Genomic DNA, 15087 nt, shown 5'->3' on the forward strand with positions numbered 1-15087 from the left:
GCCTGGCCTGTCTGACCAGCCCAGATTCTAGCACTGCGATTCGAAAGCAAGACCCGGAGTGCATAGCGTGAGCCATGGGACTACGATACATTGCCAACGACGAAGGAGACGATTGTGACCTGCATTGCCCCGGATTTTGAACAACGCCCCGACAGCACCCACACCAACACCGACGATCTGCGCTGGGCCGCCGTGCAGCGGCGCGACCCGGCCTTCGACGGCCGCTTCGTCTACTCGGTGCGCACTACCGGCGTGTATTGCCGGCCGTCGTGCCCGTCGCGCGCCGCCGGCCGGGCCAACGTCGCCTTCCATGCCAGCACCGGGGATGCCGAAGCGGCCGGCTTTCGGCCTTGCCTGCGCTGCGCGCCGCACCTGCCGCCGCTGGCGCAGCGCCAGCGCGAAGCGGTCGCGCGCGTCTGCCGCCTGATCGACGCCGCCGCCGAAGCGCCGGACCTGGACAGCCTGGCGCAGGCCGCCGGCATGAGCCGCTTTCACTTTCACCGCGTGTTCAAGGCGCATACCGGGATCACGCCCAAAGCCTATGCGGCGGCGAGGCGCGGCGAGCGCGTACGCCACGAATTGGCGCAGGGCGCGCCGGTGCTCGACGCGATCTTTGACGCCGGCTACGGCTCCAGCGCGCGCTTCTATGCGGGCTCGAACGCGGTGCTGGGCATGCAGCCGACGCACTACCGCGCTGGCGGGCGCGGTGAGACGATCCGCTTCGCAGTGGGCCAGTGCTCGCTGGGCGCGATCCTGGTCGCGGCGACCGCGCGCGGTATCTGCGCGATCCTGATCGGCGATGCGCCGGCGCCGCTGCTGGACGATCTGCAGGCGCGCTTTCCGCAGGCGGTGCTGGAAGGCGCCGACAGCGACTTCGAGCGAACCGTGGCGCAGGTGGTCGGCCTGGTCGAAGCGCCGCGCATTGGCCTCGATTTACCACTCGACGTGCGCGGCACCGCATTCCAGCAGCGCGTGTGGCAGGCGCTGCGCAGCATCCCGGCCGGGCGCACCGTGAGTTACGCCGAACTGGCCGACATCGTCGGCGTGGCCGGCGGTGCGCGCGCCGTCGCGGGGGCCTGCGCCGCCAATCCGGTGGCGGTGGCGATTCCGTGTCACCGCGTGGTGCGCACGGGCGGGGCGCTGTCGGGCTATCGCTGGGGGATCGAGCGCAAGCGCACGTTGCTGGCGCGCGAACAGGAACAATCCGCGCCGGGTTGAACGCGCTCCGGAGCTATGCCGGGCATGCGAATTTCTATACACTCTCCCGAGCCGCGCCCACGATGCGCGGGCCCCCAACCGACGGAGAAAACCACGCATGCGCGCACGCTTGACCCCCCTGTGTTCCCTGTTCGTCCTGGCCTGTGCCGGCAGCCTGTCGGCCCATGCCGCCACCTTGATCGACAACGCCAACGGCTACACCCTCAACACGCGGGGCGACCTGGTGCAGTTCAGCGCCATTGCATTTGACGACGCGGGCCGCATCATCGCGGTGGGCGCCAGCGCGGACGTCGCGGCCAAGGCGCCGCAGGCCAAGCGCATCGACATGGGAGGGCGCACGCTGCTGCCTGGCCTGATCGACGCCCACGGCCACGTGTTCGGCCTGGGCCAGCAACTGACGCAGCTCGACCTGTTCAACAGCACCTCGCTGGCCGGCGCGCTCAAGTCCATCGGCGACTACGCGCGCGCCAACCCGGGGCACCCATGGCTGCGCGGGCGCGGCTGGAACCAGGAGAACTGGAAGCTCGGGCGCTTTCCCACCGCGGCCGAACTCGACGCCGTCGTGAGCGATCGCCCGGTGTGGCTCGAACGCGTCGACGGCCACGCCGGCTGGGCCAACAGCCGCGCACTCGCGCTGGCCGGCATCACGAAAGCCACGCCGGATCCAGTGGGCGGCAAGATCGTGCGCGACGCCAATGGCGAAGCCACCGGCGTCCTGGTCGACACCGCGCAGGAGCTGCTGACGAAAGTGCTGCCGGCGCAGACCGAGGCTGAAGCGCGCACGATGTTGGACCGCGCGCTGGGCGAGCTGGCGCGCGTGGGCCTGACCAGCGTGCACGACGCCGGCGTGGACGTCACCCAGGACCGCCTGTACCGCGCCTACGCCGATGCCGGCAAGCTGACCACGCGCGTATACGGCATGATCGGCGGCGCTGGCGACGATTTCGATACCCTGGCCAAGAACGGGCCATTGAAAGACTACGGCAACGGCATGTACGCGCTGCGCGCCGTGAAGCTGTATTCAGACGGCGCGTTGGGCAGCCGCGGCGCGGCGCTGATCAAACCGTATAGCGACGACACGCACTCGCACGGCCTGCTGTTCTTCAAGAGCGCGCAGATGGACGCCATGATGACCAAGGCGATGCGGCGCGGCTACCAGGTCAATGTGCACGCCATTGGCGACGCCGGCAACAAGCAGATCCTCGACATCTATCAGAAGGAAGTGGGCGCAACGAAGAGTGGCGCACAGCGGCACCGCATCGAGCACGCGCAGGTCGTGCAGCTGGCCGATATCCCGCGCTTCAAAGCGATCGGCATCATCCCGTCGATGCAGCCGACCCACGCGACATCGGACAAGAACATGGCCGAGACCCGCGTCGGGCCGGAGCGCATCAAGGGCGCGTATGCCTGGCGCACGTTCCTGCAGCAGGGATCAAGCATTGCCTGTGGCTCGGACTTCCCGGTCGAAGCGCCCAACCCGTTCTTCGGCCTGCACGCCGCCGTCACGCGCCAGGATGCGCAGGGCCAGCCGATCGCCGGGTGGTATCCGAACCAGGCGATGTCACTGAAGGAAGCGTTCCGCTGCTTCACGTTGGACGCCGCCTATGCCGGGCACCGCGAAGACAGCCTCGGTTCGCTCGAGGCGGGCAAGCAGGCCGACTTCATCGTGATCAACCAGGACCTGTTCAAGATGCCGACCTACGACATCCACAAGACGGGCGTACTCGAGACGTGGGTGGCGGGCAAGCAGGTCTTCAAGAAATGATTTGACGAAGTTGTATAGACAACCTAGACTTCAGAGCAGCTAACGGCGCGCCTTTCTTGGGCGCGCCGTATCCCTTACCCGAAGGAGCCGCCATGTCTCAAGATGCCCGTCTTATCGACGAATCTCGCGTCGATCCACGATTCGACCCCTCGCGCGTGATCCGGGCGCCGCGTGGTACAGCCCTCAGCTGCAAGAGCTGGCTGACCGAAGCGGCCTACCGCATGATCCAGAATAATCTCGACGCCGAAGTCGCGGAAAACCCGCAGCGGCTCGTCGTCTATGGCGGCATCGGCCGCGCCGCCCGTAACTGGGCCTGCTACGACCAGATCCTGGCCTCGTTGCGCGACCTGGAAGACGACCAGACCCTCCTGATCCAGTCCGGCAAACCGGTGGGCGTGTTCCAGACCCACCCGGACGCGCCGCGCGTGCTGCTGGCGAACTCCAACCTGGTACCCAAGTGGGCCGACTGGGAGCATTTCAACGAACTCGATCGCAAGGGTCTTTTCATGTACGGCCAGATGACGGCCGGCAGCTGGATCTATATCGGCACCCAGGGCATCGTGCAGGGTACCTACGAAACCTTTGCCGAAGCAGGGCGCCAGCACTTTGGCGGCGACATGCTCGGGCGCTGGATCCTGACGGCGGGCCTGGGCGGCATGGGCGGCGCGCAGCCGCTGGCGGCAAGCTTCGCCGGCGCAGTATCGCTTACCGTCGAATGCCAGCAAAGCAGCATCGATTTTCGCCTGCGCACGCGCTACCTCGACAAGCAGGCGCGCGATATCGACGAGGCGCTGGCGCTGGTCGCGCATCACACTGAACGGCGCGAAGCCGTCTCCATTGGCTTGCTCGGCAACGCGGCCGACGTGCTGCCCGAACTGGTGCGACGCGCCCGCGCGGGCGGCATCAAGCCCGATCTGGTCACCGACCAGACCTCGGCCCATGACCTGATCAACGGCTACCTGCCGCTCGGCTGGAGCGTCGAACAGTGGCAGGCCGCGCAGCATGACCCGGCGCAGCACGCGCGCCTGAAGGCCGAGGCGGCGGCATCGTGCGCGCAGCACGTGCGCGCCATCCTCGACTTCAAGGCCATGGGCTGCCACGCGGTCGACTACGGCAACAATATCCGCCAGGTGGCCAAGGATGAGGGCGTGCAGGATGCCTTTGATTTCCCGGGCTTCGTGCCGGCGTATATCCGGCCGCAGTTCTGCGAAGGGCGCGGCCCGTTCCGCTGGGTGGCGCTGTCGGGCGACCCGGAAGACATTTATAAAACGGACGCCAAGATCAAGGAACTGTTCCCGATGGATGCGCGCGTGCACCGCTGGCTCGACATGGCGCGCGATCGCATCGCGTTCCAGGGCCTGCCGGCACGCATCTGCTGGCTGGGCCTGGGCGAGCGCCACCTGGCCGGCCTGGCGTTCAACGAGATGGTACGCACGGGCGAACTGAAGGCGCCGATCGTGATCGGGCGCGACCATCTGGACACCGGCTCGGTCGCCAGCCCGAATCGCGAAACGGAAGCGATGCGCGACGGGACCGACGCGGTGTCCGACTGGCCGCTGCTGAACGCGTTACTTAATACCGCCGGCGGCGCGACCTGGGTCTCGCTGCATCACGGTGGCGGCGTGGGCATGGGTTATTCGCAGCACTCCGGGGTGGTGATCGTTGCCGACGGCACCGACGCCGCCGCCAAGCGCCTGGCGCGCGTGCTGGTCAACGACAGCGGCTCGGGCGTGATGCGCCACGCCGACGCCGGCTACGACACCGCCATCGACTGCGCCCGGCGCAATGGCCTCAACCTTCCCATGATCAAGTAAACACATGAACGAATTCACATTGCAACCGGGCCAGCTGGCCTTGAGCGACCTGCGCGCCGCCTGGGCCGCACACGCACCGTTGTCCCTCGCTGTAGATGCCTGGGCCGGCATCGAAGCCTCGAACGCCGCCGTCGAAGCCATCGTCGCCAAGGGCGACCCGGCATACGGCATCAACACGGGTTTCGGCATCCTGGCCAAGGCCCACATCCCGGTCGAGCAACTGGCGACGCTGCAGCGCAACCTGATCCTGTCGCATGCGGTGGGCACGGGCCCGCTGATCGACGACCACATCGTGCGGCTGATTTTACTGACCAAGATCGGCAGCCTGGCGCGCGGCTACTCGGGCGTGCGGACGCTGATTATCAAGACCTTGCTTGCCCTGTACAACGCCAACATCATGCCGGCCATTCCCGTGCAAGGGTCGGTGGGTGCGTCGGGCGACCTGGCGCCGCTGGCGCACATGACGCTGGCGATGCTGGGCGTGGGCCAGGTGCGCCACAACGGCGTGCTGGTCGATGCCGTCGATGCGCTGGCGGCGGCCGGCATCGCGCCGGTCGTGCTGGGCGCGAAAGAAGGGCTGGCGCTGATCAACGGCACGCAGGTGTCCACTGCGCTGGCGCTGCACGGTCTGTTCATGGCCGAGCGCCTGCTCGAAGCGGCAATGGTCACCGGCGCGCTGTCGGTCGACGCCGCACGCGGCAGCGATGCGCCGTTCGACGCCCGCATCCACGCGGTGCGCGGCCAGCCGGGCCAGATCGCGGCGGCCGCCATCTACCGCGAACTGGTGGCCGGCAGCGCGATCCGCGCCTCGCACCTGGTCGGCGACGAACGCGTGCAAGACCCGTACAGCCTGCGCTGCCAGCCGCAGGTGATGGGCGCCGTGATGGACCTGATCGCCAACGCGGGGCGCACGCTGCTCATCGAAGCCAATGCCGTCACCGACAACCCGCTGCTATTCGACGGCGGCGTGATCCTGTCAGGCGGGAATTTCCACGCCGAGCCGGTGGCGTTTGCCGCCGACTCGCTGGCGCTGGCCATTGCCGAAATCGGCGCGCTGGCCGAGCGCCGCATCGCGCTGCTGATCGACGCCAACCTGTCCGGCCTGCCGGCGTTCCTCGTGCGCGAGCCGGGCCTGAATTCCGGCTTCATGATCGCCCACGTGACGGCGGCGGCGCTGGCGTCCGAGAACAAGTCGCTGGCCCATCCGGCCAGCGTCGACAGCCTGCCGACGTCGGCCAACCAGGAAGACCATGTCAGCATGGCCACCTTCGCGGCGCGCCGTCTTCATCAGATGGCGCACAATACCTGTGTAATCGTCGGCATCGAGTTGCTGGCCGCGTGCCAGGGCATCGAGTTCCACCGTCCGCTGCGCAGTTCGCCCACGCTCGAAACCGTCCACGCGCAGTTGCGCGAGCAGGTCGCGGCGTACGACGCCGACCGCTTCTTCGCGCCGGACATCGAGGCGGCGCGCGCGATGGTGTGGCAGGGCGCACTGTCGGCGTCGTGCAAGGCGCTGTTCGCGGTGCTGCACCCATAACATTCAAGGAGTAGCGATGGCGTTCCGGTTCAAGGCAGGCAGGCTTCCCATGCTGGTATCGATGCCGCATGCGGGCACCGATATCCCCGATGACGTGGCGGGCAGCCTGGCGCCGTGCGCCGCGGCGCGCGCCGACACCGACTGGCACTTGCCGGAGCTGTACGATTTTCTCGCCGAGATGGGCATCTCGACCATCTCGGCGCGCTGGTCGCGCTACCTGATCGACCTGAATCGCCCACCCGAAAACACCAACCTGTATCCGGGCCTGGACACGACGGGCCTGTGCCCGCTCGATACCTTCGGGCGCGAACGCCTGTACCGGGCCGGGATGGAGCCCGATGAAGCCGAGGTGCAGCGGCGCCTGGCGCTGTACTGGCAGCCGTATCACACGCAGCTGCGCGCGGAGCTCACGCGCTTGAAAGCTGAACATGGGCGCGTGGTGCTGTGGGAAGCGCATTCCATCGCCTCGATCGTGCCGCGCTTTTTCGAGGGCAAGCTGCCCGACCTGAACTTCGGCACGGCCGAAGGCACATCGTGCGATCCGGGCCTGGAGGCTGCCGTGCTGGGCGTGGCGCGGGCACAAGACCGCTTCTCGATTGCCCTGAACGGCCGCTTCAAGGGCGGCCACATCACGCGCCATTACGGCGAACCGGCACTGGGCGTGCACGCGATCCAGCTCGAGAAATGCCAGTACCTGTACATGAACGAGGCGCCCCCGTTCGAATACCGCCCCGAGGTTGCCGCTACGCTGCAGCCGCTGCTGCGCGACATGATAGGCGCCGCTGTCGACTGGGCGCGGCCATGAGCATGAACAACGGCGCGCTGTTCGCGCGCCATGCGCTGCTGCCGCAGGGCTGGCAGCGCGACGTGCTGCTCGAATGGGACAGCCACGGCGACCTGACGCAGGTCGCGCCCGGTGTGCGCCCGCCCTTGAACGTGGCGCGCGCCGAGTACGTGCTGCCGGGGATGATCAACCTGCACTCGCATGCGTTCCAGCGCGCGCTGGGCGGCTTGACCGAGCAGGGCAGCGAAGGCCCGGACAGCTTCTGGACCTGGCGCGACCTGATGTACCGCTTCGCCGCGCGCATCACGCCGGACCAGATCGAAGCCATCGCCGCGCAGCTGTTCGCCGAGTGCCTGCGCCATGGCTACACGTCGGTGTGCGAATTTCATTACCTGCAGCGCGACATCGATGGCGCCAGCTATGCGCGGCCAGCCGAAACCGCCGAACGCGTGGCCGCCGCCGGGCAACTGGCCGGCATGGGCGTGACGCTGCTGCCGGTGCTGTACAGCCACGCCGGTTTCGGCGCGCAGCCGCTCACGCCCGGCCAGGCGCGCTTTCGCACGAACGTCGACGACGTGCTGGCCATCGCCGATGCACTGGCGCCGCTGCGGAGTGGCCAGCTCGAAGTGGGCGCCGCGCCACATTCGCTGCGCGCGGCCGGCATCGATGCGATCCGCGCGCTGGCCGCCGGCTTGCCCGCCGAACGGCCGTTGCACATCCACATCGCCGAACAACAGGCCGAGGTGACGCAGTGTCTCGCGCACACGGGCCAGCGCCCCGTCGCCTGCCTGTTCGACCAGATCGCGCTCGATCCACGCTGGTGCCTCGTGCACGCAACGCACCTGGACGAGCATGAAGTGACGGCGCTGGCCGCCAGCGGCGCGGTCGCCGGCCTGTGCCCGACCACCGAAGCCAATCTGGGCGACGGCCTGTTTCCGCTGGCGCCGTACATCGCCGCCGGCGGGCGCTTCGGCATCGGCAGCGACAGCCATGTATCGCAGAGTCCCGTCGAAGAATTGCGCTGGCTCGAATACGGCCAGCGCCTGCAGCACCGGCAGCGCAATGTGGCGCACGTGCCAGCGCAGCGCAGCGTCGGCGACTTTTTGTGGCAAGCTGCGTTAGCCGGCGGTGCGCAGGCGACCGGCCGGCGCGTTGGCGCATTGGCGCCAGGGCGGCGCGCCGACCTCCTGGTGCTGGATGCGAACCATCCGAACCTCGATGGCGTCGACCACGCCGAAGTGCTGAGCCGCCTGGTATTTTGCGGTAACGACAATCTCGTGCGCGACGTGCTGTGCGGCGGGCGCTGGGTGGTGCAGGCCGGCCGCCACCGTGCGCAGGAGGCGATTGCGCTGCGCTACCGCCAGGCGCTCCGGGATTTGCGCTCTTAAAAGGTGACCACATGACTGTCTTGATTCCGTTTGCAGGCCTGGCCCCGGTACCGTGGAAGAACGGCGGCGGCAACACGACCGAGATCGCGATCGGCCCGCTCGACGCCGGCTTCGACAACTTCGACTGGCGCGTCAGCCTGGCGACCATCGCCGAAGACGGCGCGTTCTCGCAGTTCGAGGGCGTCGACCGCACGCTGGCGCTGGTCGAGGGCCATGGCATGACCTTGCAGATCGACGGCGAGCCCACCCTGATCACGGCCGCCGAACCGGTGGTGGCGTTCGACGGCAGCTCGGAGGTGCGGGCCAGGCTCAATCGCGGGCCGACGACCGACTTCAATGTGATGTCGCGCAGCGAGCGCTGTTATCACCAGTTCGGCCGGCGGCGCCTGAGCGGTGACTCGACCTTCATTGCGCGCGCCGAGGTCACGGTGCTGTTTCTGGCCGAAGGCGACAGCCTGCAGCTGGCCAGCGACAGCGAGCGCATTGGCCTGGTGCGCTACGACGCCGTGGTGCTCGACCAGGGCACCGTATGGACGCTCGAAGCGGGGCAGGCCACCATCTATATCGTCGACGTCCATTATTATTCCGAGGACGACGACGAAGCGATGTATGACTGACCTGCTGCTGTCCAACGTGCGCCTGGCCACGATGGAACACGGCTACGGCGAATTGCACGACGCCGCGCTGGCCGTCAAGGATGGCCGCATCGCCTGGATCGGCGCACGGCGCGACGCGCCAACGGCCGCGCACGAACACGATTGCGGCGGCGCCTGGATGACGCCCGGCCTGGTCGACTGCCACACGCACATCGTGTATGGCGGCAACCGCAGCAATGAATGGGAAGCGCGCCTGAACGGCGCCACCTACGAAGACATCGCGCGCCAGGGCGGCGGCATCATGGCCACGGTGCGCGCCACGCGCGCGCTCGACGTCGATGCATTGGTCGCGGCCAGCCTGCCGCGTGTAAAAGCCTTGCTGGCCGAGGGCGTGACGACGCTCGAGATCAAATCGGGCTACGGCCTGGCATTCGATGGCGAAGAGCGCATGCTGCGCGCGGCGCGCCGGATCGGCGAATTGTTGCCGGTGCGGGTCGTCACCACCTTCCTTGGCGCGCACGCGCTGCCGCCCGAATTCGCGGGGCGCCAGAACGATTACGTGACCGAAGTGTGCGAGGTCATGCTGCCAGCGCTGGCGGGGCAGGGCCTGGTCGACGCGGTCGACGCGTTTTGTGAGCGCATTGGTTTTACACCGGCGCAGACCGAGCGCGTGTTCGCGAAAGCACGCGCGCTGGGCTTGCCAGTCAAGCTGCATGCAGAGCAGCTGTCCGACCAGGGCGGGGCCGAACTCGTGGCGCGCTACGGCGGCTTGTCGGCCGATCATCTGGAACACCTGAGCGAGCAGGGCATCGCCGCGATGGCGCGCGCCGGCACCGTTGCCGTGCTGCTGCCCGGCGCGTATTACTATCTGCGTGAAACGACGATGCCGCCGATCGCAGGATTGCGCGCCGCCGGCGTGCCGCTGGCCGTGGCCACCGATTGCAATCCCGGCACGTCGCCAATGACGTCGTTGCTGCTGGCGATGAATATGGCGTGCACGCTGTGGCGCCTGACGCCGCAAGAAGCGTTGCTGGGCGTGACCGCGCACGCGGCGCGCGCGCTGGGTTTGCAAGACGAGCTCGGTACGTTAAAGGTCGGCAAGCGCGCCGACCTGGCGCTGTGGAACATCGCGCGCCCCGCCGACCTCGCCTACGCGATCGGCTTCAATCCCTGCCAGGCCGTCATCCAGGGCGGCATCCTGCGTACCATCGGTTGAGCCTGCAGCTGCTGTCCCGCGCACGCAACACGCGTGTACACAGTGGGTATGCGATTGATCGCCCTCAAGCCCGTTATTTCCGCGTCAGGGAAGATGAATCTCGCGATTTGTACTTACCGACGTAACGGCGACGCCGACTACCGTAAGCAAATGTAAAGCTTAATGGATCGTTAAGAATCGCTGGCTATAGTCCATCTCGTGATTCAACTTCTCCCCTCCCCATTTGCCAAAATGGGTTTGCCCACGGCGCCAACGCGTCGTGGGTTTTTCTTTGTCGGTCGGGTTTAGCGCGCAGCCGCGCTTTCAGCCGCGTTTTTCAGTCCCACTATCAGCCGCGCTCTGCCAGCGCCGTCAGGCTGTCGCCCGTCACGCGGCAGATACGCCAATCGGGCATCACATCCGCGCCCATCGCCTTGTAAAAATTGATCGCAGGCTCGTTCCAATCCAGCACCGACCATTCGAAGCGCCCGCAGCCGCGTTCGACCGCCAGCTGTGCCAGGCGCTGCAGCATGCGCGTGCCGATATTCTTGCCGCGATGCGCCTGCTTCACATACAGGTCTTCAAGGTACAGACCTTTCTTGGTGAGGAAGGTCGAGAAGTTATGGAAGAACAGGGCGAAGGTGACCACTTCGCCGTTCTCTTCGCCGACGATCGCCTCGCACGACGGCTGCGCGCCGAACAGGCCTTCGTGCAGCAGCGCTTCGGTGGCCACCACCAGGTGTTCGAGTTTTTCAAAGACGGCCAGTTCCACGATCATGGCGTGGATGTGCGTGACGTCATCGGGACGGGCAGGGCGGATGGAAAACGTGGTGTCAGGTTTCATGGGGATTCGATGGGATTGTTCAGGTTAGCCGATTGCACGCTCCTGAAAGCAGGGGCGCGCACGGCCCAGGCGACGCTCGCCAGGCACACGAGCATGCCCAGAAATTCGAGCGCGCCGGGCCGGTAGTCTTCCAGCAGTACCGACAGCAGCACGGACAGTACGGGCGTGACGACGCCGATGTACACGGCCTTGTTGGCGCCAATGCGGGCGATCAGCGTGAAGTAGGCGAAGAAGGCGATGACCGAGCCGAAGATCGACAGGTAAAACAGGCCCGCCCAGTAGGTGCCGCTGTCGGGCAAGGTAAAGGCGTCGCCGGTGGCGAGCGACCATACGGCCACCATCGACGCGCCCCACAGCATCGACCATGCCATCGTCAACGGCAGGTTCGATGATTGTTCCTTTACTTTGGCGACGACGATGCTGCCGGCCGAGCTGGCCATGGTGGCAGCCAGCGCCAGCACGACGCCGGCGATGAAGTGGTCGTTGCCGCCGGCCTGGATCGCGGCCCAGGCGTCGCCGATGGCGTGCCAGAACAGCAGTGCGACGCCCACCGTGGCGGCCGCGCCGCAAGCCCAGGTGCGGCGGTTGATGGCGGTGCCGAAGAAGATGCGGCTCCAGATCGGCGTCCAGAACACCATCAGCGCGAACATCACGGCCACCAGGCCGGACACCACGTGCTGCTCGGAATGATAGGTGCAGATGTACGAGATGCCGAAGGTCAGGCCGCCCTGCAGCGCCATCCAGCGGTGCGTGCGCCATGGCAGGCTCAGGCGCTCGCGGCGCGCCAGGCACACGGCGAACAGCGCAGCGGCGGCGAGGAAGAACCGGTAGGCCACCGACACGGCCGGCGCGGTGTGCCCCAGTTGCAACGTGATGGCCCAGAAGGTCGAGCCCCAGATCAGGGACGCGATGATGAAGAGGACGGGAGAAGACATCGCGGGAGTATAGATGGCCCGCCTGGTTCCTGCCGGCATCGATTGCTTGAACGGCTCAGCCGATGTAGTAGAAAAGCAACATCACCAGGCGACCCGGATACGCCGGTACAGAATGCTCAGCACGAACAGTGGCCCGATCAGCAGAAAGCGCAGATCGTCGAAGAACGATGGCTTCTTGCCCTCGATATGGTGCCCGATGAACTGGCCGATCCAGGCGGCGACGAACACGCCGATCGATGTCGGCAGCACGGTGCCATCCGGCAGCATGGCCAGCAGTACCAGCATGGCACCGGCCATGACGCCCATGCCCAGTGCGAACGGGCGCGACAGGGTGACGTAATACGCCAGCGCTCCCGCCACGACCAGCAGCGCCACGGCCGGATGGACCGCCCACAGGATGCCCAGCAGACTGAACACGATCGCCGGAATGCAGACGATGTGGATCAGCTCATTGACGGGATTGCGGTGACTCTCGCCATAGCGCGCCAGCAAGTCATCGATGGCGCGGGGCGTGGATGCGGTGTGCATGGGCGTCTCCTCTTTATTGTAAAGACGATTCTACCGCCGCTTTCAACCGGCTGGCTGGCTCATCGCGTCCCTGGCAGCGCCGGCGTGGGCGCCGTGGTATCGGCGGGCTGCACCCGCAGATGGGGATTGTTCGCGAACAGCTCGGACACCCATTCGACGAACACGCGCACCTTGGCCGACAAATGGCGGTTGTGCGGGTACACCACGTGCACGGGAATCGGATCGCAGCGCCATTCCGGCAGCAGTCGCACCATCTGTCCGGTAGCGAGTTGCTCGGACAAAAGGTAGTCGGTCATATTGATCACGCCCAGACCCGCCAGGCCTGCCTTCACATAGGCGTTCGAGTCGTTGAGCGCGATGGCGCCGGGCAGCATGACCTCGATCCGTTCCCCGTCGCGGGTGAAATCCCACCCGCTGACCTTGCCCGACTTGGACGAAAAATAATTGACACAGCGATGTCGCTCCAGATCGTTCGGATGCAGCGGCATGCCGAAGCGCTCGATATACGATGGCGCCGCGCACGTGACGAAATTGATCACGCCGACGCGGCGCGCGATCAGGTTGCTGTCGATCAGGTCGCCGCCGCGCACGGCGCAGTCGACGCCTTCCTCGATCAGGTCGACCGGCCGATCGGTGCTGCCCATCTCGAGGGTAATATCAGGATAGCGCTCGAAGAAGTCGGGCAACGCCGGAATCAGGATTTCGCAGGTCAGGCCCGTCGGTGCGTCCACGCGCAGCCGGCCGCTGGGGCTGAAGCGGTGGCGCGTGAGCGATTCTTCGGCGTCGCGTACGTCCGACAGGATCCGCACGCAGCGCTCGTAATAGGCGGCGCCGTCCGATGTGACGGACACATGGCGCGTCGTGCGATGCAGCAGGCGCGAGGCGAGGGACGTTTCCAGCGATTGGATCAGCGTGGACACCGTCGCCTTTGGCATTTGCAGGCTGTCGGCGGCGCGCGTAAAGCTGCCGGCATCGACTACTTGCACGAACACTTCCATGGCTTGCAGCTTGTTCATCGAGCTTTCAGATCAAAAATCGCGTCATTGTTCAGGAATCTGAACAATCAATTCGGTATTGCCATCTTTATCTGATTGTAGATGAAGACTATTATGTGTGCATCGCAACAAAGTAATTACTTGAGAAGACGGAGCAGGCCATGAGTATTCGAGACGGCATTTTTACCACGGTTGCAGTTGCGCTTAGCGGCGTCGCGCTGGCGGGATTGCTGTGCACGGATGCTTATTCCCGCGCCGCCGGTGCCGAAGCGCGCGGCGTGCGGGCGCTGTCGATGCAGATGCAGATGAGCTGCATCGGCGATTGCGCCGTCGTCGACGAACGCATCGTCGAGCTCCAGGTCGGGCAGGTCGCGCCATGAATACTGTCAGCGATATCCCGGACCGCGCGCTGAAGGTGCGTGACCTGGAAGTCGTCGGCGCGGCCGGTCCGCTGCCTGCGCGCCTGTACGCCGCCGGCCCGCCCACCAAGCGCGACATGCTGGTCGTGTTCTACCACGGCGGCGGCTTCGACAGCGGCGACCTCGACGAGGCAGATGACTTTTTGCGCTCGCTGGCCGAATGCGACCATCTGCCGCTGGTGCTGGCGCCAAGCTACACGCTGGCCACCGTCAGCCCGTTCCCGGCCGCCGTCGAGGATGCGCATGCGGTCTTGCAATGGGCCAAGAAGAACAAGACCAAGCTCGGCTGGAACGGCAAGTTGCTGGTGACCGCCGGCATCGAAGCCGGCGCCAATCTGGCGGCCGTGTGCGCGCTGATGTCGCGCGACCGTGGCGGCCCGGCGCTGGCCGGCCAGATCCTGGTCATGCCGATGCTCGATCCGGCCCTCAGCACCTGCTCGATGCGCCAGCTGACACAATGCTCCAACCGCGAAAAGGCCGCCACGATCTGCGCCGAAGCCTATCGCGGCTACCTGCCCCATGCGGCCGACCGCTCGCATCCGTATGCGGCGCCGCTGCATTCGAGCCGCCTGAAGAACCTGGCGCCGGCGCTGATCCTGTCGGCCGAAGACGATCCGCTGCGCGACGAAGCCGAGCTGTATGGCGCAAAACTGATCAATGCCGGCATCTGCACCACCGTGCGGCGCATGGCGCCAGCCGATCTGGAAGACCCGAACGGCCGCAATGAATGCGCCTGCAAGTGGCAGGCGATGGGTGAAATCGCCAACTTCCTGGCACGCCTGGAGGGGCGCCAGGTCACCTGACCGGGTAACGCCAAGGTCTATCGATCACGAATAATCGCAAGAGAGACACCGTGCCACACGCACGGCGGGGGACCGGCTGTCTCTGCATTTTTGCCGGCACAAGGGTAAGTAAGAGTCGATCATCAAGCGGGAGTGCTCATGAATCACGGCGCCCAGGCGCAGCACCGGCCTTGCCGGTAACGCGCAGCCGCCTGCCGGGATAAGCCACCCGGCACTGTGCGGCTCCACATCAGATAACGGGAATTCTTTCCTCGCTCCGGCGCGGA

Annotated in this window: 14 protein-coding genes; 10 read left to right on the forward strand and 4 right to left on the reverse strand. The window is 66.4% G+C overall.

What is annotated here, in order from left to right; all coding sequences use genetic code 11:
- The first annotated feature begins 114 nt into the window (after positions 1-114).
- From ada to hutI, 8 genes are all read left to right on the forward strand, one after another.
- Positions 115-1218, forward strand: a complete 1104-nt coding sequence (ada, locus tag AB2N08_RS05840; protein WP_370662398.1) for a bifunctional DNA-binding transcriptional regulator/O6-methylguanine-DNA methyltransferase Ada — start codon at positions 115-117, stop codon at positions 1216-1218.
- Between the two features lie 97 nt (positions 1219-1315).
- Positions 1316-2983 carry an amidohydrolase gene (locus AB2N08_RS05845; RefSeq protein ID WP_367609689.1) on the forward strand — a complete coding sequence of 556 codons (1668 nt, stop codon included), beginning with the start codon at positions 1316-1318 and terminating at the stop codon, positions 2981-2983.
- A gap of 92 nt (positions 2984-3075) precedes the next feature.
- Positions 3076-4797, forward strand: coding sequence for a urocanate hydratase (gene hutU / locus AB2N08_RS05850; protein WP_367609690.1), 1722 nt, complete (start codon positions 3076-3078; stop codon positions 4795-4797).
- Positions 4798-4801: 4 nt separating this feature from the next.
- Positions 4802-6334 carry a histidine ammonia-lyase gene (gene hutH / locus AB2N08_RS05855; RefSeq protein WP_367609691.1) on the forward strand — a complete coding sequence of 511 codons (1533 nt, stop codon included), beginning with the start codon at positions 4802-4804 and terminating at the stop codon, positions 6332-6334.
- 16 nt (positions 6335-6350) lie between these two features.
- Positions 6351-7139, forward strand: a complete 789-nt coding sequence (gene hutG, locus AB2N08_RS05860; protein WP_367609692.1) for an N-formylglutamate deformylase — start codon at positions 6351-6353, stop codon at positions 7137-7139.
- A gap of 2 nt (positions 7140-7141) precedes the next feature.
- On the forward strand, positions 7142-8506 hold the full coding sequence (locus AB2N08_RS05865) for a formimidoylglutamate deiminase (RefSeq protein ID WP_367609858.1): 1365 nt from the start codon (positions 7142-7144) through the stop codon (positions 8504-8506).
- A gap of 11 nt (positions 8507-8517) precedes the next feature.
- Positions 8518-9123 (forward strand): HutD/Ves family protein, encoded by a 606-nt coding sequence (locus AB2N08_RS05870; protein ID WP_367609693.1) that lies wholly within the window; start codon positions 8518-8520, stop codon positions 9121-9123.
- The gene (hutI, locus tag AB2N08_RS05875; RefSeq protein WP_367609694.1) at positions 9116-10318 is read left to right on the forward strand and encodes an imidazolonepropionase; all 1203 of its coding nucleotides are present in this window, start codon (positions 9116-9118) and stop codon (positions 10316-10318) included. Before AB2N08_RS05870 ends, hutI begins: the two co-directional genes overlap by 8 nt.
- A gap of 328 nt (positions 10319-10646) precedes the next feature.
- Here hutI and AB2N08_RS05880 read toward each other — a convergent pair whose 3' ends face one another.
- From AB2N08_RS05880 to AB2N08_RS05895, 4 genes are all read right to left on the reverse strand, one after another.
- Entirely contained in the window at positions 10647-11141 is a 495-nt protein-coding gene (locus AB2N08_RS05880) for a GNAT family N-acetyltransferase (protein ID WP_367609695.1), read from the reverse strand.
- Positions 11138-12076 (reverse strand): DMT family transporter, encoded by a 939-nt coding sequence (locus tag AB2N08_RS05885; RefSeq protein WP_367609696.1) that lies wholly within the window; start codon positions 12074-12076, stop codon positions 11138-11140. Before AB2N08_RS05885 ends, AB2N08_RS05880 begins: the two co-directional genes overlap by 4 nt.
- Positions 12077-12157: 81 nt before the next feature.
- On the reverse strand, positions 12158-12604 hold the full coding sequence (locus AB2N08_RS05890; protein ID WP_367609697.1) for an Mpo1 family 2-hydroxy fatty acid dioxygenase: 447 nt from the start codon (positions 12602-12604) through the stop codon (positions 12158-12160).
- 59 nt (positions 12605-12663) lie between these two features.
- Positions 12664-13620, reverse strand: coding sequence for a LysR substrate-binding domain-containing protein (locus tag AB2N08_RS05895; protein WP_367609698.1), 957 nt, complete (start codon positions 13618-13620; stop codon positions 12664-12666).
- Between the two features lie 140 nt (positions 13621-13760).
- Between AB2N08_RS05895 and AB2N08_RS05900 the strand changes: the two genes are divergently transcribed.
- Positions 13761-13979, forward strand: coding sequence for a hypothetical protein (locus AB2N08_RS05900; protein ID WP_367609699.1), 219 nt, complete (start codon positions 13761-13763; stop codon positions 13977-13979).
- Complete coding sequence (locus AB2N08_RS05905; protein ID WP_367609700.1) at positions 13976-14821, forward strand: alpha/beta hydrolase; 846 nt, start codon at positions 13976-13978, stop codon at positions 14819-14821. The genes AB2N08_RS05900 and AB2N08_RS05905 overlap by 4 nt, the downstream gene beginning before the upstream one ends.
- Positions 14822-15087 lie beyond the last annotated feature (266 nt).

This window comes from Massilia aurea, assembly GCF_040790145.1.
Classification (GTDB): Bacteria; Pseudomonadota; Gammaproteobacteria; order Burkholderiales; family Burkholderiaceae_D; genus Telluria; species Telluria aurea_C.

Coding starts and splice junctions, on each gene's coding strand:
- AB2N08_RS05845 (WP_367609689.1), top strand. CDS start 1,316: ATGCGCGCACGCTTGACCCCCCTGTGTTCCCTGTTCGTCCTGGCCTGT.
- hutU (WP_367609690.1), top strand. CDS start 3,076: ATGTCTCAAGATGCCCGTCTTATCGACGAATCTCGCGTCGATCCACGA.
- hutH (WP_367609691.1), top strand. CDS start 4,802: ATGAACGAATTCACATTGCAACCGGGCCAGCTGGCCTTGAGCGACCTG.
- hutG (WP_367609692.1), top strand. CDS start 6,351: ATGGCGTTCCGGTTCAAGGCAGGCAGGCTTCCCATGCTGGTATCGATG.
- AB2N08_RS05865 (WP_367609858.1), top strand. CDS start 7,142: ATGAACAACGGCGCGCTGTTCGCGCGCCATGCGCTGCTGCCGCAGGGC.
- AB2N08_RS05870 (WP_367609693.1), top strand. CDS start 8,518: ATGACTGTCTTGATTCCGTTTGCAGGCCTGGCCCCGGTACCGTGGAAG.
- hutI (WP_367609694.1), top strand. CDS start 9,116: ATGACTGACCTGCTGCTGTCCAACGTGCGCCTGGCCACGATGGAACAC.
- AB2N08_RS05880 (WP_367609695.1), bottom strand. CDS start 11,141: ATGAAACCTGACACCACGTTTTCCATCCGCCCTGCCCGTCCCGATGAC.
- AB2N08_RS05885 (WP_367609696.1), bottom strand. CDS start 12,076: ATGTCTTCTCCCGTCCTCTTCATCATCGCGTCCCTGATCTGGGGCTCG.
- AB2N08_RS05890 (WP_367609697.1), bottom strand. CDS start 12,604: ATGCACACCGCATCCACGCCCCGCGCCATCGATGACTTGCTGGCGCGC.
- AB2N08_RS05895 (WP_367609698.1), bottom strand. CDS start 13,620: ATGAACAAGCTGCAAGCCATGGAAGTGTTCGTGCAAGTAGTCGATGCC.
- AB2N08_RS05900 (WP_367609699.1), top strand. CDS start 13,761: ATGAGTATTCGAGACGGCATTTTTACCACGGTTGCAGTTGCGCTTAGC.
- AB2N08_RS05905 (WP_367609700.1), top strand. CDS start 13,976: ATGAATACTGTCAGCGATATCCCGGACCGCGCGCTGAAGGTGCGTGAC.